We start from the raw sequence: 20,743 nt of genomic DNA, 5'->3' as shown, positions 1-20,743 counted from the left end.
CCCAGGCGTCCGCCACGCCGAAACGCAATCCCCTCCCAACAGAACACGCGGCTGGAACGGGTCGGCTTTACCTGGGGTGCGCGTGCCATACGCTCGCGCGGGGGCCGGTGTTTCATCACCGTGCCGCCCGGCCCTTTTCGGCACGCGCAAGGGGTCCCCAGGTCAAGCCGACCCCACGCAGAAACCCCCGCACCCCACAACCCAACCGCACCCGCCGACGACACCAACACCCGCTGGAAGCCCAGCCACCCCCGCTGGAAGTCCAGCCACTCACGCTGGAAGCGCAGCCGTACCCGACCTGGAAGCGCAGCCGTACCCGGCTGGAAAGAGCTGAACACAACCCCTTCCGGCAACCAATCACGTGCAGCCCAAGGCAGGGTTCGCAGCAGTTAACGACGATCAACAGAGGGGAGTCTTGAAGACACCTGAAGCTTCGGCGCTCACGCGGGCAGCGGGCCGTGCTCGGCGAGCCACCGCTGGTAGTCAGGGCTGCGGTCCACCGCCTCCTGGTACGCCGACCGCGCCGCCGCCAACAGCTTGTCCGCCAACGGTGTCAGCGAGCCGCTCCGGTTCCACACGAGCACGTGCCGCACCCGCATCGGCACGTCGATCAGCGGGCGCACGACGACGCCGGGGGTTTCGCGGAAGGTGGCCTGGCCGATCGCGACGGCCTGCCCGGCCATCATCAGGTCGCGGGCGCCGGAGGCCTCGGTCTCGTGGCTGACCTTGGGGCGGAAACCCGCGTTCTGGCAGGCGATGGCGAAGTACTCGCGGAACCGGTCGCCGGGCGGGGGGATCACCCACTGCTCCTCGGCGAGCTCGGTCAGCGCGAGTGCGCGGCGCGCGGCGAGGGGGTGGGAGCTGGACAGCAGCGCGAAGCTGGGCTCGGTGGCGACGACGCGGCGCTCGACCTCCTGGCGGGGGGCGACCTCGTGGTCGGGGTACTCGAGCATCGCGGCGAGTTCGAGGCGGCCGGAGGCGACGAGGTCGACCAGCGTCGCCGAGGAGGTCTCGGTGCGCAGGGTGACCTCGGCGTCGGGGAGCAGTTCGCGGAGCCTGCCGAGCAGGCCGACCATCAGCGGGCCGGGCGCGGCGCCGTAGCGGAGCAGCCGCAGGTCCTGCTGCGCCCCGGCGCGGCGGATGGCGTCGGCCTGGAGCTGGTCGATGGCGGGCAGCACGGCGCGCGCCCTGGAGATGACGAAGGTGCCGAGGTCGGTGGGCACGGTGCCGTCGGGGCCGCGCAGGAACAGCTTGCCGCCGAGCAGGGACTCGATCCGCTGGAGCTGCCCGGTGAGCGAGGGCTGGGACAGCCCGAGGGAGGTCGCGGCCTTGGTCACGCTGCCCGCGTCCGCGATCGCGCAGATGACCCGCAGATGCCGGATGTCGAGCTCCATAGGCTCACACTATGGGGTTGGGAAATCTCCGCCTAGCTCCTGAGGGGTGACGTCCCGGCGTGGGCTAGGTTCGTCCGGGGGAGTTGTCGGGGAGCACAGGGGGCTGATCATGCGTGCGGTGCGCCGCTGGGTGGCAGCGGGTTGCCTCGTGCTGCTCGCCCTGCTGATCGCGCTGTCCCTCGTGGAGATCAGGCCGCCCGAGCCGGCCCCGGCGAGCGCTCCGGCGACGGAGTTCTCCGCCGAACGGGCGATGGCGCACCTGAAGGCGATCAGCGCCCGTCCGCGCCCGATCGGCTCGCAGGCCCACGCGGACGCGCGCGAGTACGTGTTGCGGCAGCTGCGTTCGCTGGGCCTCGACCCGACGGTGCAGCGCGCGACCGCCAACCGCCAGGCCGAGTTCGCCGAGGTGCGCAACGTGTACGCGCGCGTTCCGGGGCACGCCAGCACGGGAACGGTGTTGCTGGTGGCGCACTACGACTCCACGGCGAAGGGGCCGGGTGCGGCGGACGACGGCGCGGGCGTCGCGGCGCTGCTCGAAGCCGTGCGCGCCGTGCTGAGCGGTCCCAGGCCCCGCAACGACGTCGCGCTGCTGTTCACCGACGGCGAGGAGGTCGGATCGCTTGGCGCGCAGGCCTTCGTGAGCGCGAGCCTGCTCGATCCGCGTGCCACGGCGGTGCTCGGCCTCGACGCGATGGGCACGGCCGGACCGTCCACTGTGGTCGACGTCGGCAGGTCGAGCGCGTGGCTGCTGCCCTCGCTGTCCACAGTGGACAAACCGGCGGCGTGGTCCTTCGCCGGGGCGCTGCGCCGGATCGTCCCGGACGACTCGGACTTCGCGGTGTTCCGCAAGGCGGGCTTCGCCGGGCTGAGCTTCGCCTTCACCGAGGCCGTCGCGCGCAACCACACCGGCGCGGACACCGTCGCCGCGGTGGACCCCGGCAGCGTGCAGGACCACGGCGACAAGGCGCTCGCGCTCGCGAAGTCGGTGGGGGAGCGCGATTTCGCCAGGGCCGCGCGCGGGAACGCGACCTACTTCACCGCTTTCGGCGTGCTGGTGAGCTACCCGAACTGGGTGGTGGTCCCGCTCGCGATCGCCGCCGCGCTGCTGCTCTGCGCGGTCGGCTGGATCGCGGTGCGGCGCAGGGGCGCGCGGCTGAGGGCGGTCGGCTTGGCCGCTGGCACCTTCGTCCTGCCGATCGCGGTCACGAACATGCTGGCGCACGTGGCCTCGTGGCTGCTGAACGTGCTCCGCCCGGACTACGCCCACAACGTGACCTACCGGTCGGAGTTCTACGAAGCCGGTTTGCTCGTGCTGAGCGCGCTGGTCACGGTGCTCTGGTACCGCGCGGCGCGGCGGCGCTGGACGACCGAGGAGACCGTGCTCGGCGTGTGGGCGTGGTTCGCGGTGCTGGCGGTGGTGTTCGCCTTCGTGCTCAAGGGCGCCGCGTACGTGACGACGCTGCCGCTGCTGCTGGGCGCGGTCGCGGTGCTCGCGGCCTTCCTGTGGGGCGGCGAAGATCCGTTCTGGCCGAGGCTGGCGTTCTCGTCGGCGGCCCTGCTCGCGGTGCCGCTGATGACGCCGCTGGTCGACTTCACCTGGCGCGGGCTGTCCTTCGCCGGGCCGCCGCTGGTTGCGGCGATCATGGTGGTGGCGTTGGCGCTGCCCCTGCTCGACGTCCTGGAACCCAAGCGCCCCAACCTGATCGCCGCCGTCGCGGCGACCGTGGCGGTCGCGCTGTTCAGCACGGGGATCTCCGTCGACCGCTTCGACCGCGACCACCCGCACCAGACGAGCCTGCTCTACGTCATGGAAGCCGACGTCGGCAAGGCGTTCTGGATCAGCTACGACCGGCACCCGGCACCGTGGACGAGCCGCTACGTCACCGGCACCGACGACGCCGAGCTGGAGCCGTTGGAGCAGGACGCGAATCCCGGCTCGCAGGCCGACTACGAGGGCGGACCCGCGTCGATTGCCGCCGTGCCCGCGCCGCGCGCCACGGTGCTGCGGGTCTCGCGCGAGCAGGACACGACCGTGCTCCAGCTGCGCGTGGATGCCGTTGGCGCGCAACGGGTTTCGATGTACGCGGACACGACGGCGCACGCGATCGTCGACGCCTCCGTGCAGAACGTCCGGCTGGGCAAGCTCACCAAGGGCCTGCTCGAACGGCAGCCGTGGAGCTGGGGGTTCGGCTTCGCGGCAGTGCCACCGGAGGGGCTTGAGGTGGAGCTGCGCGTGCGCGGGACCGGGCCGCTGCCGCTGCGCCTGGTGAGCCACCGCTACGGCCTGCCGAACGTCTCGGAGTTCCGCCCGATGCCGGAGGACCTGGTGCTCTCCTCGCGGCCGGGCGGCGAAACCGTGGTGTCGCGGACGCAGCGGGTGGACCTGGCCGCGCGTTGAGCTACCCGACGCCCTCCGCCAGGTTCACGCCCTTGAGGTAGGAGTCCCACCACAGGCTCGACGGACGCCCGTTGAGGTCGGTGAACCCGTAGTCCTCGGCCAGTTCCACCACCGTGCGGATGGTGCCCGTGTGCCTGGACGGATCGGTGTCAGCGGCCAACGCGGCGACCGCGCGCCCGATGAACTCCGGCGTCTCGGTCAGCCGCGCCAACTCTTCGGGGAGTGCTTCGCGCATCGACTCGGTGAGCATCCAGCCCGGCGACACCGCGAGCGCGGTCACCCCGTACGGCGCGAAGTCCGCGGCCAGCCCGACCGGCATCCGGTTGATCGCTGTCTTCACCACGTCGTAGTAGAGGTTCTGGTTCTTGCCGTAGTCGTCGTCGACCGCCCACGTGGTCAGCGCGACCAGCCCGCCGCGCGTCTCGGTCAGCAGCGGAGCGGCGAACTGCACGCTCAGCATGTGCGCGCGCAGACCCGCGTCCAGCATCAGGTCGAGGTGCGCGGGGTCCAGCTCCCAGAACTTCTGCGTCAGCACGCGCTTCTCGTAGCCGCCCCACGCGTTGGACGCGAGGACGTCCAGCCGCCCCGATTCGGCGCGGACCCGCTCGAACAACGCGCGCACCTGCTCGTCGTCGGTGTGGTCGCAGCGCACCGCGATGCCCTTGCCGCCGCGCGCGGTGACTTCCTCGGCCGCGTCCTCGATGGTCTCCGGCCGTCCTGTCGGGCTGCCGCCTTCTCGGCTGGAGCGCCCGGTCACATACACCGTCGCGCCCCGCTCGCCGAGCACGGTGGCGATGCCGCGCCCCGCGCCCCTGCTCGCCCCGGTCACCACGGCGATCTTGCCGTCCAGCCGCATGTCGTCTTCCCGTCGTCGTCGCGTCGTTGACGACGACAATGGTCGCGCCGAAACCTGACAACCGCCGTCAGTGTTCCGACGCGACCTCGTCGCTACTCCCCGCAGGTGTGGGTCGCCGTGCCGCTGGGCTTGTAGGAGCCGTCAGTGCCGTCGATGACCACGCGGTAGGTCTCCCGCTCGCCCGCCTTGCAGTCGAAGAGCAGGGTCTGGCTCGCGCTGCCCCGCCACGTGCCCGAGTCGAGGTTGGTCCAAGCGACGCCGGACATGTTCTTCCACTGGAGCTTCGCCGTGAAGGAGACGGCGGTGCTGCACCCGCTCGTGGAGACGTTCGCCTTGATGTTGCCGCTGTTGTGGAACGGGGCGCCCGCGCTGAGCTTGCAGGCCGCGGCGTCGGCGGCACCCGGGGCCAACACCCCGAGGAAGGCGGCCGTGGTCGCGACGGTGGCGAGGGCGGTTGCGGTGCGGAGGGTGCTCGTCATGCGCTCTCTCCCGAACTGGCTGAACCGGACAACCCCGACCCTCGTGTCGGTCAGGGCTGTCCGGCAACCCGTTCGAGCTGGTCCGGACAGTCCCGTACATCCAGCTCAGACGGTTGCCGGGCGCAGCGACGGGCGGCAGAGGGCGAACGGGCCCAGCTCGGCGGGCGCCCAGCCGGAGGGCACCGCGATGGCCAGCGCGCGGGAGAGCGCCATGGCCAACGGCAGGCCGTTGAGGTCGAAGCCGCTGGCCGCCCAGACGCTCTCGTCCACGCGGTGCACCACGGGTAACCGGTCGGCGGTCCGCGCGATCGGAGCCGCTCTGCGCTGCGTCGCCCGGAACTGCCCGATCGCGGGGAACAGCCGGGGCAGCGCTCGGGTGAGCGCCGCGTGCACGGCGTCCTCCGGTTTGCGGTCGAGCGGGCCGGAGCTGCCCGCCCGCGTGGAGACCGAGGGCCCGTAGCCGCCCAGGATCACCCTGCCGTCCCTCGTCTGCTGCCAGTAGGTGCCGTTGGCGCCGACGGTGGCCGACATGCCGGTGGTGAAGACGGCTGGCAGCACCTCCGTCGCCAGCACCTGCGCCTGGCTCGCGGTGATCACCCGGTCCAGGTCGGGCACGAGGCGCCCGCTCCACGCGTTGACCGCCACGATCGCCGCGTCCGAGCGCACCAGGCCCCGCGTGGTCATCACCCGCACGCCCTTGGTCGCCTGCTTCACGTCGATCACCGCGGTGCCGGTGTGCACGGTGGCTCCGAGGTCCATCGCCGCCTTGAGCAGCGCGAGCACCAGCAGCGTCGGGTCCAGCGAACCCCCTGGTAGCAGCAGGCCGCAGCGCACGTCGGGGGCGATCTGGGTGTTGATCGCCCCGCGCAGGTCGCGCGGGCTGAGCCATTCCGTCGCGACACCGTCGGAGCGCAGCGCCCGCGCGCGCGTGGCCAGCGCGGCCGTCCGCTCCTCGCCTACGGCGAGCTGGATGTGGCCGTCGGTGTTGACCGGGCAGTCCACCTCCCCGTGCTCGGTCGCCTTGCGGAGCAGGGTGAAGCCCTTCTCGGCGATCCGCAGGACCTGCCGCGCGGTGCGCGGGCCCAGCCGTTCGGCCGCCCGCTCGTAGGGCTCCGGCGTGGCTGGCACGACCAGACCGGCGCCGCTGCCGGTGGCCCCGCCCGCGAGGCTGCCCGCCTCGACCACCGAGACCCGCCTGCCGGAGCTGGCCAGCCAGTAGGCGCAGGCCGCGCCGAAGAGGCCGCCGCCGACCACGGTGATCTCCGTGCTCGCCGGTGGGGCGTCGGTGGTCGGCGCGGTCAGGGGCGGCCGGTGCCCGGGTCCTGACACGAGTGGTCCCTTCACTGGAGCTTCTGGGGCAGGAGACGAACCTCTTCGGCGGGCCGGGTGTCCGGCAACAACTCCTTCGCGTCCCGGACAGACGTGGACGCGCGGACAAGGGTTTCTTCCTGTGGGACGGCCGGTCAGCCGGAAAACTTCGCGTTGGCGAGCGCGTTCAGCTCGGACCGCCCGACCGGTCGGTCGAAGAGCCGCACGTCGCGGATCGAGCCGCGCCAGCCCGAGTTGTGGCGTCCCCGGTAGACGGCGCGGCCGATGTCGAACGCGCCCGTGGCCCCGCGCAGGCCGCCGGGCAGTTCGCTGGAGCCGACCGCCGCTCCGTCGACGTAGAGGGTGAGTCGGCGCGACACCGCGCTGTAGACGCCGCCGAGGTGCGTCCACCTGTTCCGGCGCGGTGGGGTCCCGGACAGCGCCGCGCTGATCACGTCGCCGTCGTCGGCGTGCGGGGCAGCGAAGGACCACGCGTCGGCGTCGCCGTTGTAGCCGAGCAGGAAGGCGTCGAACTCGCCGCCCCGCGCGCTGACCGCCGTCGCCCAGTCACCTGTCGCCGTGAGCCGCACCCAGGCGGTCACGCTGAACCCGTTCTCGGGGGCGAGCACGCGGTGGTCGGTCGACGCGCGTCCGCTGCCGTCGAACTCCGCGCCCGTCGGCGTCCACGTGACGCCTCCGCTCAGCTGAGCCGCCGCGCCCCCAGCGGAGTCGGCAGCGGAGGTCCCGGCGCCGTCGTCGAGCTTCCACCAGGTCACGGGCTCGGCGCGCGTCGCGTCGGCGTGCACGGGAGCGGCTTGCGCCCCTGGCAACACGCACAGGCACAGCAGCGCGAGCGCGACCCGGACCGCGCGGCGCATCCACCACGGCGCCCGCCGTTGCCGCTCGACGACGGTCGGTGGTGCCGGGACGGGCTCCGCTGCGGCGAGTGCTCGCCATGCCCTCGTCCACGCGACGAGCGCCGCCTCGTCGTGCTCCCGCGCGCGCAGGCAGGCCAGCACGAACGCCTCGACGAACTCCAGCCGGGGCGTCCTGGCCAGGCGTTTCCCGGTGAGGATGTCGGAGACAGTCGCCGGCGGCAGCGCGTCGGACGGTCCCGCGAGCGCGCGCAGCCTGCGCAGCGACGGGGTGCCCGCCCAGCCGCGCAGTTCGTTGAGCTTGGCGATCAGCTCCGCGTTGCCGGAGATCCCGGTCGGGTCCGGTGGCGCGTCGAAGAGACCCTTTGTCACAGCACCTCCTGCGCGATCCCGTGAATGGGTACGGGAATTGGAAGTCAATGCCGCAACGGTAGCATTTTGCTGCTTCAAGGAATTGATATGGTCAGATCACATGATGTGCGGTAAAAGCGTCGCTAATGCGGTCGCGAAAGGATCGCTGCGGCGCTGAGCAGCGCCGACCACAGCAGGAAGATCGGCGAATACACCGTGAGCGCCAGGACCGCGCCGGTGCTCATCGGGGCGATGGTGTCGCGGAGCGGATACAACAGCAACAAGCCCGCGACGCCGCGCACGGCCAACGCCACGACGGCGATCCACGCCGGAATCAGCAATGCGCGCCGAAATCGCGATCGCCGGAGCCCGATCGGCAGCGCGGCTGTCGCCAGCGCCACGAGCACGAGGACCGGCGGTGCGAGCAGCGAGTCGCTGAGCAGCCGCTCGGTGACCCCGACCGAGTCCAGCAGGGCCTGTCCGCCCAGTGCCCAGTACGCCCGCAGCGCGGCGTAGAGGAGGGCGAGTGCGACGGCTCCACGGCTGGCCACGATGGCGAGCTGGCCGCGCAGGTCCTCCTTGTCCGGCACGCTCCTCCTTCCCGTTCTGATCGGCCTGGACACCCCCAGTGCCCAGGCCGATCACTTGGACGAGCTTGTCCGGCGCGCGCTCGCGGCGACTCCCACCGCGGCATGAGGCTTCTCCCTCGCGCGGGGGAGATGTGATGTCGGTGCGGTCTGCCACCATTCGAGGCGTGACCGATGATCCGCTCGCGGGATCGAGCATCAGCACCGATGATCCGCTCGCGGGATCGAGCATGAGCGCTGCACTTCGACGTGCGTTGGCGCCGCTGGTCAGCCGTTTCACGTTCCGTTCGTGGATCATGCTGCTGCCCGGTGGGGCGCTGCTGCTGTCCTTCGTCGGCTTGGACGCCGGGATCGGCACGGTGGTCGGCGGCTGGTTCCCGTGGCGGCCAGCGCAAGTGGTGATCATGGTGCTGGCGCTGGTGATTCCGCCGGTGGTCACCGGCTTCATCCCGGCCGTGCGCATGGTGGAGATCGTCGCGGTGCGCGCGCTGCTGGGCGTGCCGCTGCCGGACTACTCCGCCGAGGACGGGCGCTCCTGGCGGACACGGTGGCGCACGGCCGCCTGGTTCCTGCTGCACATGGTCGGCGGCGGGGTCGTCGCGGTGATCACGCTGCTCGCGCCGACCTTCGGCACCGCGTTGCTCATCGCCCCGGTCGTGCCCGCGCAGCGCATCGAGTTCGCGGCGCAGGGCGTGATCGAGTTCTCCAGCGGTGTTCAGGCGCTGTGGGGCGTGCCCCTCGGGCTGGCGCTGTTCGCCGCGTCGCTGTACATGATCTTCTGGCTCGGCGTGCTGATGCGCCGCCTCGCGCCGGTGCTGCTCGGGCCGTCGCCGGAGGAGCGCATCGCGAGCCTGGAGCGGCGCACCGAACAGCTCGCCGAGCGCAACCGGCTCGCCCGCGAACTGCACGACTCCGTCGGGCACGCGCTCACCGTCACCACGGTGCAGGCGGGCGCGGCTCGGTTGGTGCTCGACAGCGATCCGGAGTTCGTGCGCGCGGCGCTGCTGGCGATCGAGGAGGCCGGGCGGACCGCGCTGGAGGACCTGGACCACGTGCTCGGACTGCTGCGCGAGGACCGCGCCGCGGGCACGACGCCGCAGCGAACGCTCGCGGACATCCGTTCACTGCTGGACAAACCGCGGGTCAACGCCGAACTGACCGGAGACCTGGACCGGGTGCGCCCCGCGGTCTCGCGCGAGGCTTACCGGATCGTGCAGGAGTGCATGACCAACGCCCTGCGGCACGCGGGCGAGGTCGAGGTCCGCGTGCGGATCGCCGTGCTGGAGCGGGTCCTGGAGCTTGAGGTCGCGAACCCGGCCCGCGCGGCGAAGGCGTCCGGACGAGGTGGCAGGGGACTGATCGGCATGCGGGAACGGGTGACCGTGCTCGGCGGCGAGTTCTCCGCAGGAGCGGACGACGGACAGTGGCGGGTCGCGGTGACCCTCCCGATGGGAGACAGATGACGACGGTCGTGCTCGTCGACGACGAGGACCTGATCCGCACGGGGCTGCGCGCGATCCTGGGCGCCGAGCCCGACATCGAGGTCGTCGGCGAGGCCGCTGACGGCGCCGAGGTGGTGCCGCTGGTGCGTTCGCTGCGGCCGGACGTGGTGCTGATGGACGTGCGCATGCCCGCCGTCGACGGCATCCAGGCGACGCGTCACCTGCTGTCCACCATGGCCGAGCCGCCGAAGATCCTCGTGGTCACCACGTTCGAGAACGACGACTACGTCTACGACGCCCTGCGCGCGGGCGCGAGCGGCTTCCTGCTCAAGCGGGCCCGCCCCGCCGAGATCGTCCAGGCCGTGCGCACGGTGGCCAGCGGCGACTCGCTGCTGTTCCCCGGGGCGATCCGCGAGCTGGCGCAGCGGCGCGCCGGGGGCGATCGGGACGCGCTCGCCGGTGCCCAGCTGACCGAGCGCGAGGCCGAAGTGCTTCGGCTGGTGGCGAAGGGTCTGACGAACGCGGAGATCGCCGCCGAACTCGTCGTCAGCGTCGAGACGGTGAAAACGCACGTCGGGAACGTGCTCGGCAAGCTGGGCGCCCGCGACCGCACGCAGGCGGTGATCATCGCCTACGAGAGCGGATTCGTGGGCACGCGCTGACCTAGCATCCGTGTCCATGCACGAACTCCGGGAGATCGACGGCTCGCCGCTGGCCGAGGCGCTGTACGCGGAGGTGGCCGACGCCATCGCCGCCCTGCCCGCGCGGCCCCGGCTCGTCGCGCTGATCCCGGAGGAGGACCCGGTCGGCGCGCTGCACGGCGAACAGCTCAGCTGGGACGGCGCCGAGCTCGGCATCGACGTCGTGCTCCGCGTGCTGCCCGTGGACGCGCCCGCCGCCGACCTCGCCGCCGTGCTCGACGAGCTGTCCGCCGATCCCGGCGTGCACGGGGTGAGCGTCGCCGAGACCTTCCTCCGCTTCGAGGGGCTGCGCGAGCGCGTCGCCGTGGCGAAGGACGTCGAGGGCGCCAACCCGCTCTCCGTCGGCCGCCTCGCGCACGGCCTGCCCGCGTTCTCGCCGGTGAGCGCCGTCGCGGTCGTGGAACTCCTGCGGCACGCCGACATCAAGCTCTCGGATCAGCGAATCGTGGTGGTGGGCAAGGGAAAGCCCGTCGAGCTGGCGTTGTTGTCCCAGCTGAGCGCCGCCGCCGTCACCCTCGTTTCCGGCCACGATCCCGGGCTGGCCGCCATCTCGGCCGAGGCCGATGTGCTCGTCTCCATGGTCGGGCGGGGCGGGCTGATCACGCCGAAGCACGTGAAGCAGGGCGCGACCGTGGTCAGCGTGGGGCTCGACCACACCGTCGAAGGTTCCGGCGGCGAGTTCGGCGGACTGCTCCCCGGCGCGGTCGGCGACGCCGAGGCCAAGGAGATCGCCGAGGTCGCTGGCACCTTCATCGGCTCCCTCACCGTCGGCGCGCTCCTCCCCACGCTCGTCCTGCGCCACGTCGCCCAGGCCGCACTCCGCCACCCCGCGCGCCCCTGACCCGTTTCGTACTCCACCCGGCTCCTGGGAGCGCTCTCTTTCCCGCTGCCGGTACGAAACGGGAGTGGTCCAGACCAATGTGGCCGACCGGGGGTGCGTGCTCCGGCCCGCTCCGACCCGATGCGCGCGCGGGCGGGGGAAGTAGCTGAATGACTCGTTCAGGCCGCTCAACTACCTCAATGACTCATTCAGTCCGTTCAACCACATGAACGAGTCATTGAGGTGCGTGGTGGAAAGCCCTGAACGACCCGTTTGGTGCGTTGAGCGCACTGAAGGGGTCGTTCAGGGCTTAAGCGTGTGCGTGCGCGGAGGCGGGGCTAGGAGGGGGTTAGCCACTGGCGGTGTTTGGGACGGGTGCGCTGACGCCACTCGCCGGGCAGGCCGTGTTCGACGTCGTGGGCGCGGTGCTCCTCGCGGGCGTAGAGCAGGCCGTAGGTGAAGGCGCTCTCGCCGTGCTGCTCGGCCTCGTCGGAGAGCGTGCGCAGCATGCGGCGGCACACGACGCTGTCCTGGTGCACGCCGAGGAAGCGCTGGAGGTCGCGCATCTGCTTGCCGAAGCGGGCGGCGGGGCGACCGCACACCTGGGCCGCGGCCATGGAGGCGTCCCACACGCACTTGGCGGCCTTGCGCACGTCGTGCAGGGCCTCGTCGCGCTCGGGGCCGGGGTGGCGGTACTCGGCGACGGCGGCCATCCGGGACTCCAGGCGGCGGTAGGAGCGGGCGACCTCGCCCGGCAGCGCGGCGGCGGCGTCCAGGGACGCGTCGGGGGAGTCGTGGTCGAAGATCCGCTCCATCGCCGTGCGCAGCTCGGCCTGCCGCGAACTGTCCAAAGTGGACACGACGCGGTCGTGCAGCTCGATGCGCCGCCCGGCGAAGAACTTGCCGGTCCGCGCGGCGACGGGGCCGCGGACGAGGACGGAGGGCACGAGTGCGATCTGGCCGTTGAGCCTGGCCTGCACCATCTCCAGGTCGCGGGCGTCGCCGAGCATCGTGTTGAACCAGCACAGCTCGGCGACGACGAACCGCGCGTGTTCGGCGTCGAGGAAGCGGGGGAAGGCCTCCAGTCCGCTGCGCAGCCTGCGCACGCCCACCCGGAGCCTGCGCAGCGCGTCGGGCTCGCGGTCGCGGACCCGGCCCTCCTGGAACAGCACGACGTCCACCTGTTCGCGGAGGTAGGCGCCGACCACGGCTCCGGCTCGTCGGTCCTCAAGTGTCCGGACAGCGGAGTCGGAGTGCTTGTTCGCGGTCATGCGTGCTGCTTACCACCGAACGGCCGAGTCAAGCGCGGCGCCCCAGGCGTGTGGGGCGAGTGCCCCACATCGCGCGGTAAGCGCACTCACTCGAAAGGGTGATCTTTGTCAGGGGCGCAACGTTGTGCCTGGCAGAGACGTCGTCGCTCTCCGTCGTCCGGTTGACTCCCCTGGCGCGGTCCACCCGGTGCTGTCAAGATCCACTTGACCGGACTGGACTGCTCTCGCGCATCCACTCCGCGCACAGCCAGTAGCAGTCGCAGAAGAAACCAGGTCCACGTGAGCCGACACGCCGCAGCCGCCGTGCTGGACGACACCGCCTTCACCGCAGCTCCCCAGCCGACCCCGGCCAGGCGCGCGCAGCGGAGAAGGTCCGTCCCGGTGAGCCCCGGTCGTGTCCGCCTCACGGTCGTGCCCGAGCCGGTCTCGGTCGCTCCGGTCACCGCGCCCGCACCGCACCGCCCGGCACTGCGCAGGGCCGTGCGCGCCGCGCGCTCGCTGCTGCACCGCAGGCCCGCCTCCGGTGGCACGCCGATGCTGGTGGCGATCGCCTCGGGCCTGGCCGTCACCGCCGCGACGCTCGGCGTGCTGCCGACCGCCGGACTTGTCGGGCTCGCGGTCGTCGGCAACGGGGTCTGCGAGCTGCTGGACAACGTCGGCCGGAGCTGAATCTCGCGGCGATTTCCCCTTCCACCGGAGGGTCGTCCCTTCGAGCGCACAGGCGATGCGTCATGATCGGCTCGCTTGTCCGTTGTCGTGGAAGGGAACTGGCGTGAGCCGAGGGCGCTGGATTCTGGCCGCCGTGCTTGCCGTGATCGCGATCGTCTTCGGGGCCGCCGCGGTGTTCATGGACGATCCCCAGCCCAGTGGCTCGGGACCGTCGACCACCACGGCGGGGCCCGCTCCGTCCGGGGACACCGCCGCGGCCAGCAAGGCCGATCTGGACCGGCTCAGCGTCGCCGCGGCGCACGCGATGAAGGGCTACACCAGGGAGAAGTTCAAGCACTGGATCACCCAGGGCGAGAAGTGCGACACCCGCGAGACGGTGCTCAAGCGGGACGGCAAGAGCGTGGTCACCGACGCCAGCTGCAAGGCGACCTCCGGCAAGTGGGTCAGCCGCTACGAGGGCAAGGAGATCGCCGCCGCCGGCGAGATGGACATCGACCACACGGTGCCGCTGGCCAACGCGTGGCGCTCCGGCGCGGACACCTGGACCGACCAGAAGCGCCAGGAGTTCGCCAACGACCTGACCAACCCGCAGCTGCTCGCGGTGTCGGCGGCGACCAACCGCTCCAAGGGCGACCAGGACCCCTCGCAGTGGAAGCCACCGGCCAAGGACGCCTGGTGCGACTACGCCAAGGACTGGATCGCGGTGAAGAAGACCTACTCGCTCAACGTCACCGACGCGGAGAAGTCCGCGCTGCGCGACATGCTCGCCACCTGCAAGTAGCGAGAGCGCGAAGGGCGCCCGGTCGGATTCGACCGGGCGCCCTTTTCGCGTAAGCGCGTTAGCGCGCTCTAACGCTGTAGCGAAAAGCCACTAGTCGGCGGCGACGGCGAGCGCGGGCGCGGGGGTCCTGCGCGAGACCGCGGGCGTCGTGGTGGTGCTCAGCAGCTGCTGCGCGAGCGCGGTCGGCGCGTGCCACATCGAGCGGCCCTGGCGGGCGGTGGCGATCAGCCCGCAGTGCCGGAGCACGGTCAGGTGCTCCGAGACCCGGCTCAGGCTGACGCCGACGCGCTGGGCGATCTGCGTGGTGGAACCGCCCTGGCCGAGGCCGCGCAGGATCGCCGCCCTGGTCTGCCCGACCAGCGAGCGCAGCGGGTCCTCCGACCACGGGACGTCGGGGGAGAAGCGGGCCTTGGTGGGGTAGGCGAGGATCGGCTGGCCGCTGAGGTCGCGCATCAGCTGCGGTCCCTCCGGCAGGAACGCCGAGGGCGCCAGCACCAGGCCGCGCCCGGCGAGGTCCACCTCGGAGCGCTGGGTGGCGGCCAGCTCCAGCACCGGCGCGCGCCAGCGGATCGTCGGGTGCAGGCCGCTGAGCAGCCGTTCCGTCCCGTTGGCGAGCAGGACCGTCGATCGGTCGGCCAGATCCGCTTCCAGGTGCGCGCGCAGCTTCGCCCAGTCCGGTTGCAGGCACGTCTCGTGGTAGCGGCGCAGCACCGTGAGCAGGATGCGGGTGCCGCTGCGACCGCCGGAGTGCCACATCCAGCTGGGGGCGCTGACCGAGCGCGGGTCGATCGTGCGCAGGTGCCGGTGCAGGGGCTGCTCGCAGTGCGTGGCCAGGTCCTGCAGCTCGCGGTCGAAGGTGGCGCGCTCGCCGAGCGCGGTCACCAGCGCGGTGCTCAGCGGCTGGTCCTGCGGCACCAGGTCGAGAAGGGTCAGCGAGTCCGACCTGGTCAGCTCGGCGAGCCTGCGGCGCCAGCGGCCGAACTCGGCGCCACCACCGGCCTGGGCCAGCACCCGGACGCTGAGCAGGGTCTCCACCAGCGGGGAGACCAAGAAGCGGATCCGCGGCAGATCGTCGGGTCCGAAGCGTATGCGTAGCACGAGCCCTCCGCGGCGTGGGGGATTTGCGGGTGCCCGGCACGAGGGGTACCGGAACCGTCAACAAATACCTAGAAAACCCGTCGGTGGGAAATACTCCATCGAATCGCCGATATCGATATCAGCCGGGTGACGTACCCGCGCGACCTCGGGGCGCCCCCAGCTCGTCACACAGGGTGGCGACGCGCTGAGGGCGCACACGGTAGCGCCTCAGCGGCCGTACCCGGCGAGGTAGCTGGAAACGAGACGGCCGTCCCGTTTCTCCACTTCCTGAACGACCACGAGTTTGTCCTGCGGATTGGCCCCGCCGCGCCCGAGTGCCCGGTCAGGGGCCCCGAAATCCACCTTTCCCGTCACGCCGGAGTAGGTCAGCGAGCCGGTGGTCTCGCGCAGCGACTGGTGCAGCTTGTGCCGGTCGGGCAGCGCCTTGGCGTCGGCCCTGGCCCGCTCGGCGGCGGTCAGCAGGAGGTGCACGGCGTCGTAGGAGAGCATCACGTGGCCGTTCGGCCCTGACCGAAAGGCCGGGCCGCCGCGCTGGCGCTGCTCGCGCTCCACGGCGAGGTGGTCGGCGAAGAAGCGCTCGACACCCGGCTCCAGCCTGCCGTTGCCGCGCTGCTCCCAGCCCTCCTTGGTGGGGCCGAAGGTGGTGAAGAACAGCCGTTCGCTGGTGTAGTCCTCGCGCCCGGCGAGATCGCGGAAGCCCGCCGTCTCCAGCTGCGAGAGGTCGTCGCCGCCCATGATGATCGCCTCGTCGCGGCAGGTGCTGCGGCTCAGCTCGTCCAGCAGCGTCGGCAGCTCGTTCGCCCGCCCCGAGTAGACGATCATCGGGCCGGGCAGGTCCGGCGGGTTCTCCTCGCAGATCTCGCGCACCCGCGTGTGCAGGGTGCTCGCGGTCCCGGCCGTGCCCGCCTCGTAGGGCTTCTCGATGCCCGCGCGCAGCTCCGGGACCTGCTTGCGCTGCTCCTTGTCGAGCTCGCGCTGGTAGTCCTCCTTGAGCTCCCTGCTGTAGCGGTCGGTGGGGTTGTAGACCAGGAACGGCTGCCTGCCCCGGAACGGCCGCGCGGTCACCGCCCACTCGATCGCCACCTGCGCCTGCCTGGCGTTGGTCGGGGCGACGCGGAAGAAGTACGGCTTGCCGCTGAAGGTGTTGCCCGACGGCGCCGAACCCATCATCGGGATGCCGGTCCACGTGCCGGTCGCGGTGCCCAGCAGCTCGGCGGCGCGCACGGTGGCGTCCCTGGTCTGGCCCATCCCGCTGACCGCGATCACCGTGGGATCGGCGTCGGCGAGCGCGCGGATCTGCTCGGCGGTGTGCTCGGCGTGCTCGGAGTCGCCGCCGAAATTGGCCGTCAGCAGGCGGATCAGGAAGCCGCGCTGGATGGTCGATGTGCCGAAGCGGTTCCAGTCGCGTTGCGCGAGGTAGGCGCCGCGCAGCTCGTTGACGCCCGCCGAGAGGTCGCGTTTCGGGCGCTCGGTCGAGCTGAACATGGAGGCCACGACGATGCTGACGTACGGGCGGCCGCCCTCGCGCCCGGCCTCCTTGAGCACCTGGTCGTTCTGCTCCTTGATGAGCCTGGTCAGCTCGGCGACCTCGCGGTCGTCGTCGCCCGCCGTGCTCTCGTCGGCCAGGAACGTGCCCGCGCCGCCGGTGACCCCGACGCATTCACCGTCCACATTGGACAGAACTTGGCTGTCGTCGACGAGCGTGCCCGCGACCGTGCCGACGGAGAAGATGCCCTCGCGGTCGCAGTGCACCAGCACGTGCCGGACGTACACCGCGCCGTAGAGCACGAGCAGCACCACGGACAGCACCGCGACGGACTTGCGGATCGCGTGCCTCGGCGGCCACACCAGGGGGTAGGGGTGTTTGCCTGAGCCGGAGCAGTACTCCGGGAGCTGGGGCAGCGGTGTCGCGGGTTTCCCGTCCTGCGAGGCATGCACCAAGGCACGGTAGCGGGCGAGCTGCCGGGCCACGGACGGGTCATCGTCGGCGTTGAGCGAGCGGTAGCCGTCGAGCACGTCGTGGAAGAGTTCTCCGCCTCGCAGCGCGGTTCCCGTGCGCGAGCGCAGCCGCCACGTCGCGCGCACGAGATCTTCGACGCGGCGCAGGCGAGGTCCTTTGAGCCAGCCAAGTCCGGCCTTGAGCGGTGCGACCTCGATGTCGGAGCGGTAGGGCGCCGCGGCGATCTCCTCCAGCTCCGCCGCCCAGCGCCCGTGCCACTGCGCGATGCGCGGCGCGAGGTAGAGGGCCACCGCGCGCACGTCGCCGAGCGCCAGGCAGTGGTAGAGCCGGTCGGCGTGCTTGCCGAGACGGCCGTAGTGATCACGCAGCGCCCGGTGCACCTGGTCGTGGGTGAAGTCGGCGTTTCCGTTGGTGCGCAACAGCTCCTCAGCCAGCAGGTCGCGCAGCAGCGGGTGGAACTCCAGCTGCGTGCAGTCCGGGCTGAGCGTGACGAAGCTGTAGGTGGACAGGCTCGTCCAGATCTCGTCGGCGTCGCGGTCGGGGACCAGCAGCCGGATCGTGTGCACGTCGAGCCTGCGCGGCGCGGCCAGCCGGGCGAGCAACTGCCTGGTCAGCGTGCGCTGCGACAGGTCGCTGTCCCGGAACCGTTGCAGGAACCGCAACATCAGGTACTCGCCGACCGTCTCGGTGCGGTCGGCGCCCTCGGCTTCGGGGTTCGGCACGAGCTGCGAGTAGACCGAGCGCACCGGCGGTACGACGCGGTCGCGGGCGTAGCGGCGGTCGACGACCTTGATCGCCAGCCGGACGGCGAGGGGGTGGCCGTGGGTGATCTCGTGCATCTCCGAGACGAGGCTGGTGCGCTCGACCGTGCCCGCTCGCCGTTCGGTCCACTGCGCGAGGAACTGCCCTGTCTCGTCCCGGGTGAACGGACGCAGGCGGATCGGCAGGTAGGCGCTGTCCGTGCGCTTGGTGCGCTCGAACCTCGTGCGCCAGCCGCGATAAACGGCGCGTGCGATGTCCACAGGGGACGGTTCGCCGCCGTCCTCGCCGACGAGCTCGTGCGGCAGCGGGATGTCTTCGATGTCCGCGGTGGACTGTTTGGTGGCGATCACCAGCAGCGGCAGGTCCGGATGGCGTAATCGCGCTTCCGCCAACAGCTCCACGACGTCCGTTGGCGGCGCGGGCGGCACGGGACGGTTGGCGGGGAACAGGTTCAGCTCGACCGGGGACAGCAGGTCAGCGCCGTCCAGCAGCAGCACGCAGTTCACCTTGCGGTGCCTGGCGCGGCGGTAGGCGGCTTCGATGTCGGCGAGGAAGGCGGCCACCAGGAAGCGGTCCACGGTCAGCCGGTCCCTGCGGTCCTCGCTGTCGGCGAGGTGCCACAGCTGCGAGATCACCGCGTCGACCTTGCAACCGGGGCTCATCCCCAGCAGTTCGCGCCCGGCGACGCGCTCGTACCAGCCCAGCACGGCGGCTTGGCGGTACCCGGCCAGCCAGCGCAGCCATCCGGGCAGCACGGTGGCCAGCGTGACCAGCCAGCGGCCGAGCGGGCGGAGCAGTCTGCCCAGCCACTGCGTCGGTGTGCTGGCCTCGGCGACCGAGCTGAGCGCGTCGGTCACCGTCGGGAGGGTGCGCGCGTCGCGGCTGATCAGCTCTCGCGCGGCTCGCAGCGGATCGGCTTCGGCGGGCGGGCGTCCGCCCAGGATCGAGCGGGCCAGGCCGTAGCGCGGCATCCGCAGCCTGCCGAACTGCGGGTGGAAGTACTGGCGGAGCTGGTTGTGCGCGGCGTCGAGCACGTCGCGGCAGGACTTGGAGCCGGTCTCGTCGAGGTCGACGCGCGCCAGCGGGACCGACGGCTCGCACCGGCGGCGCACGTGGTCCAGCAGCGTGGTCTTGCCGCTGCCGCCGGGGCCGAAGGCCACCAGCACCGGCAGCGGGTACCGGGCCCGCCGGTCGATGAGCGACTCCACCAGCGCGGCGGTCGAGTCGCGGCCGACGAGACCGATCTCAGGCTCCAGCACGCTCGGTGTCCCCCTCCTCGCCCCGGGCACGAAGTGCCCAGCCTAGTAACCCGGCGCTCACCGGGGGTAACCACCGCGCAACAGCCCAGGTGGGGGGTGGGCGTCACCCTGACAGGTAGGTGTTCGCCTGAGTTGTTGATCGTTTGATCGATGGCGCTGCATGGTGTTCACCCATGGGTGGCGATCGGAACTTCGTGGTGGTGGGAGCCGGCCTCGCGGGTGCGAAGGCCGTCGAGACCCTGCGTGCCGAGGGCTTCGACGGCCGGATCACGCTCCTCGGCGAGGAGGACCGGCGTCCGTACGAGCGGCCGTCGCTGTCCAAGGACTTCCTGCGCGGGGCGCCCGCGTCGTGGGTGCACCCGGAGGGCTACTACGCCGAGAACGGGGTGGAGCTGCGCGTCGGCCAGCGGGCCGCCGCGCTCGACCGGGAGAGCCGCGAGCTCGTGCTGGTCAGCGGGGAGCGACTGCCGTTCGACCGGTTGCTGCTGGCCACCGGCGCGACCGCGCGCCCGCTCGCGGTCCCCGGCGCCAACCGGCCCAACGTGCACTACCTGCGCACCATGGCCGACGCGGAGGCGCTGCGCTCCGCGATGGACGGCGCCGAGCGGATCGCGGTGATCGGCGGCGGGTGGATCGGCACCGAGGTCGCGGCGTCCGCGCGGCGGCTCGGCCGGTCGGTCGCGTTCGTCGAGCGGCGCAACAGTCCACTCCAGACCGTGCTCGGCGTGCGCATGGGCGAGGTCTTCCGCGAGCTGCACGCGGAGAACGGCGTGGCCATGCACATGGGCGTGACGGTCACCGAGATCGTGGACGCCGGAGTGCGCACCGATCGCGGCCTGGTCGAGGCCGACCTGGTGGTCGTCGGCGTCGGCGTGCGGCCGCGCGTTGAGCTGGCCCGTGCCGCCGGACTGTCCATTGAGGACGGAATCGTGGTGAACGAGTACCTGGAGACGTCCTCTCCGGGGATCTACGCCGCGGGCGACGTGGCCACGGTCCGGCATCCGTTGCTTGGCAGGAAGGTCCGCGTCGAGCACTGGGCCAACGCGCTCAGCCAGGGACCCGTTGCCGCGCGGAACATGTTGGGGCGCAACGAGGTCCACTCCGAGGTCCCGTTCTTCTTCTCCGACCAGTACGACCTCGGCATGGAGTTCCGCGGCGTGGCCCGCCCCAGCGACGAGCTGGTCGTGCGCGGTGACGTGGCCGCGCGCGAGTTCATCGCATTCTGGCTCTCCGGCGGGCGCGTGATGGCCGCGATGAACGTCAACGTCTGGGACGCGGGGGAGCTGCTGGACACCCTCATCGCCCAGCGCGCCGAGGTCTCCGGCGACCTCCTCCGCTCCGCCTCGCTACCGTCCCTCGTCCGCTCCCTGGCCCTCTAGCCGCAGTTCTCCGCATCGGCCAGGCGGATTCCAAGATCAACGCCTCGTTTGTGTGGTCTAACGTGCTGAACGAGTCATTCAGCACGTTGAACGTGGTCAATGACTCGTTCAGCACGTTCAGCGGACCAAATGCGTCATTGGCGGGAGCGGGCGGAGTGCGGCGTGTGGTTGGGGCGTGCCAGCGGGCGGAGCGCGGGACTGCCCAGGGGTTGGGGTGTCTTCAAGACCACCAAACCCCTGGGCTGACCATCGTTGACCAAGGCGAACCTCAAGATCAACGCCTCGTTTGCCGCGTCTAACTCCCTGAACGACCCGTTCAGTGCGTTGGAGGACCTGAACGGGTCGTTCAGTGC

At 71.5% G+C, this 20,743-nt stretch carries 16 protein-coding genes; 7 read left to right on the top strand and 9 right to left on the bottom strand.

The features are described 5' to 3' along the window. Positions 1–440: 440 nt before the first annotated feature. A complete protein-coding gene (locus CCN37_RS19890; protein ID WP_086823174.1) occupies positions 441–1,394 on the bottom strand; it encodes a LysR family transcriptional regulator in 954 nt (317 codons plus the stop codon). Positions 1,395–1,503: 109 nt separating this feature from the next. On the opposite strand from CCN37_RS19890, the gene CCN37_RS19885 reads away from it, so the two are divergent. Beyond that, entirely contained in the window at positions 1,504–3,792 is a 2,289-nt protein-coding gene (locus tag CCN37_RS19885; RefSeq protein WP_086823171.1) for a M20/M25/M40 family metallo-hydrolase, read from the top strand. A 1-nt stretch (position 3,793) separates the two neighbouring features. Here CCN37_RS19885 and CCN37_RS19880 read toward each other — a convergent pair whose 3' ends face one another. From CCN37_RS19880 to CCN37_RS19860, 5 genes are all read right to left on the bottom strand, one after another. Further along, positions 3,794–4,648: an SDR family oxidoreductase gene (locus CCN37_RS19880; RefSeq protein ID WP_086823168.1), complete on the bottom strand. Its 855-nt coding sequence runs from the start codon at positions 4,646–4,648 to the stop codon at positions 3,794–3,796. A 92-nt stretch (positions 4,649–4,740) separates the two neighbouring features. Then, on the bottom strand, positions 4,741–5,127 hold the full coding sequence (locus tag CCN37_RS19875) for a hypothetical protein (RefSeq protein ID WP_086823166.1): 387 nt from the start codon (positions 5,125–5,127) through the stop codon (positions 4,741–4,743). A gap of 105 nt (positions 5,128–5,232) precedes the next feature. After that, positions 5,233–6,456 (bottom strand): FAD-binding oxidoreductase, encoded by a 1,224-nt coding sequence (locus CCN37_RS19870; RefSeq protein WP_168200750.1) that lies wholly within the window; start codon positions 6,454–6,456, stop codon positions 5,233–5,235. A gap of 134 nt (positions 6,457–6,590) precedes the next feature. Continuing rightward, a complete protein-coding gene (locus tag CCN37_RS19865) occupies positions 6,591–7,682 on the bottom strand; it encodes a LamG domain-containing protein (RefSeq protein ID WP_086823160.1) in 1,092 nt (363 codons plus the stop codon). 122 nt (positions 7,683–7,804) lie between these two features. Next, positions 7,805–8,251, bottom strand: a complete 447-nt coding sequence (locus tag CCN37_RS19860; protein WP_168200749.1) for a DUF3995 domain-containing protein — start codon at positions 8,249–8,251, stop codon at positions 7,805–7,807. Positions 8,252–8,415: 164 nt separating this feature from the next. Here CCN37_RS19860 and CCN37_RS19855 point away from each other — a divergent pair, with 164 nt between their 5' ends. The 3 genes from CCN37_RS19855 to CCN37_RS19845 are packed head-to-tail and all read left to right on the top strand — an operon-like array spanning position 8,416 to position 11,232. Beyond that, the gene (locus tag CCN37_RS19855; RefSeq protein WP_246843168.1) at positions 8,416–9,711 is read left to right on the top strand and encodes a histidine kinase; all 1,296 of its coding nucleotides are present in this window, start codon (positions 8,416–8,418) and stop codon (positions 9,709–9,711) included. After that, a complete protein-coding gene (locus tag CCN37_RS19850; protein ID WP_086823155.1) occupies positions 9,708–10,352 on the top strand; it encodes a response regulator transcription factor in 645 nt (214 codons plus the stop codon). The genes CCN37_RS19855 and CCN37_RS19850 overlap by 4 nt, the downstream gene beginning before the upstream one ends. 16 nt (positions 10,353–10,368) lie before the next feature. After that, complete coding sequence (locus CCN37_RS19845) at positions 10,369–11,232, top strand: tetrahydrofolate dehydrogenase/cyclohydrolase catalytic domain-containing protein (protein ID WP_086823152.1); 864 nt, start codon at positions 10,369–10,371, stop codon at positions 11,230–11,232. A gap of 317 nt (positions 11,233–11,549) precedes the next feature. Here the strand turns inward: CCN37_RS19845 and CCN37_RS19840 are convergent, their stop codons facing one another. Beyond that, positions 11,550–12,482, bottom strand: a complete 933-nt coding sequence (locus tag CCN37_RS19840; protein ID WP_086823149.1) for a CHAD domain-containing protein — start codon at positions 12,480–12,482, stop codon at positions 11,550–11,552. A gap of 279 nt (positions 12,483–12,761) precedes the next feature. Here CCN37_RS19840 and CCN37_RS19835 point away from each other — a divergent pair, with 279 nt between their 5' ends. Both CCN37_RS19835 and CCN37_RS19830 read left to right on the top strand, forming a co-directional pair. Continuing rightward, on the top strand, positions 12,762–13,151 hold the full coding sequence (locus CCN37_RS19835; RefSeq protein ID WP_143261697.1) for a hypothetical protein: 390 nt from the start codon (positions 12,762–12,764) through the stop codon (positions 13,149–13,151). 103 nt (positions 13,152–13,254) lie between these two features. Continuing rightward, a complete protein-coding gene (locus CCN37_RS19830) occupies positions 13,255–13,932 on the top strand; it encodes an HNH endonuclease family protein (RefSeq protein WP_246843167.1) in 678 nt (225 codons plus the stop codon). A gap of 90 nt (positions 13,933–14,022) precedes the next feature. Here the strand turns inward: CCN37_RS19830 and CCN37_RS19825 are convergent, their stop codons facing one another. Continuing rightward, on the bottom strand, positions 14,023–14,982 hold the full coding sequence (locus tag CCN37_RS19825) for a helix-turn-helix transcriptional regulator (protein ID WP_143261696.1): 960 nt from the start codon (positions 14,980–14,982) through the stop codon (positions 14,023–14,025). 255 nt (positions 14,983–15,237) lie between these two features. Continuing rightward, positions 15,238–19,011, bottom strand: coding sequence for a hypothetical protein (locus CCN37_RS19820; protein WP_086823138.1), 3,774 nt, complete (start codon positions 19,009–19,011; stop codon positions 15,238–15,240). Between the two features lie 173 nt (positions 19,012–19,184). Here CCN37_RS19820 and CCN37_RS19815 point away from each other — a divergent pair, with 173 nt between their 5' ends. Beyond that, entirely contained in the window at positions 19,185–20,390 is a 1,206-nt protein-coding gene (locus tag CCN37_RS19815) for an NAD(P)/FAD-dependent oxidoreductase (protein WP_086823135.1), read from the top strand. The last annotated feature ends 353 nt before the right edge of the window (positions 20,391–20,743 follow it).

It is taken from the genome of Allokutzneria sp. NRRL B-24872 (assembly GCF_002155965.1).
Taxonomy (GTDB): domain Bacteria; phylum Actinomycetota; class Actinomycetes; order Mycobacteriales; family Pseudonocardiaceae; genus Allokutzneria.
Note: the sequence above shows the minus strand (reverse complement) of the source record. Positions and strands in the feature narration are given on the sequence as shown.

Coding starts and splice junctions, on each gene's coding strand:
- CCN37_RS19890 (WP_086823174.1), bottom strand. CDS start 1,394: ATGGAGCTCGACATCCGGCATCTGCGGGTCATCTGCGCGATCGCGGAC.
- CCN37_RS19885 (WP_086823171.1), top strand. CDS start 1,504: ATGCGTGCGGTGCGCCGCTGGGTGGCAGCGGGTTGCCTCGTGCTGCTC.
- CCN37_RS19880 (WP_086823168.1), bottom strand. CDS start 4,648: ATGCGGCTGGACGGCAAGATCGCCGTGGTGACCGGGGCGAGCAGGGGC.
- CCN37_RS19875 (WP_086823166.1), bottom strand. CDS start 5,127: ATGACGAGCACCCTCCGCACCGCAACCGCCCTCGCCACCGTCGCGACC.
- CCN37_RS19850 (WP_086823155.1), top strand. CDS start 9,708: ATGACGACGGTCGTGCTCGTCGACGACGAGGACCTGATCCGCACGGGG.
- CCN37_RS19845 (WP_086823152.1), top strand. CDS start 10,369: ATGCACGAACTCCGGGAGATCGACGGCTCGCCGCTGGCCGAGGCGCTG.
- CCN37_RS19840 (WP_086823149.1), bottom strand. CDS start 12,482: ATGACCGCGAACAAGCACTCCGACTCCGCTGTCCGGACACTTGAGGAC.
- CCN37_RS19815 (WP_086823135.1), top strand. CDS start 19,185: ATGGGTGGCGATCGGAACTTCGTGGTGGTGGGAGCCGGCCTCGCGGGT.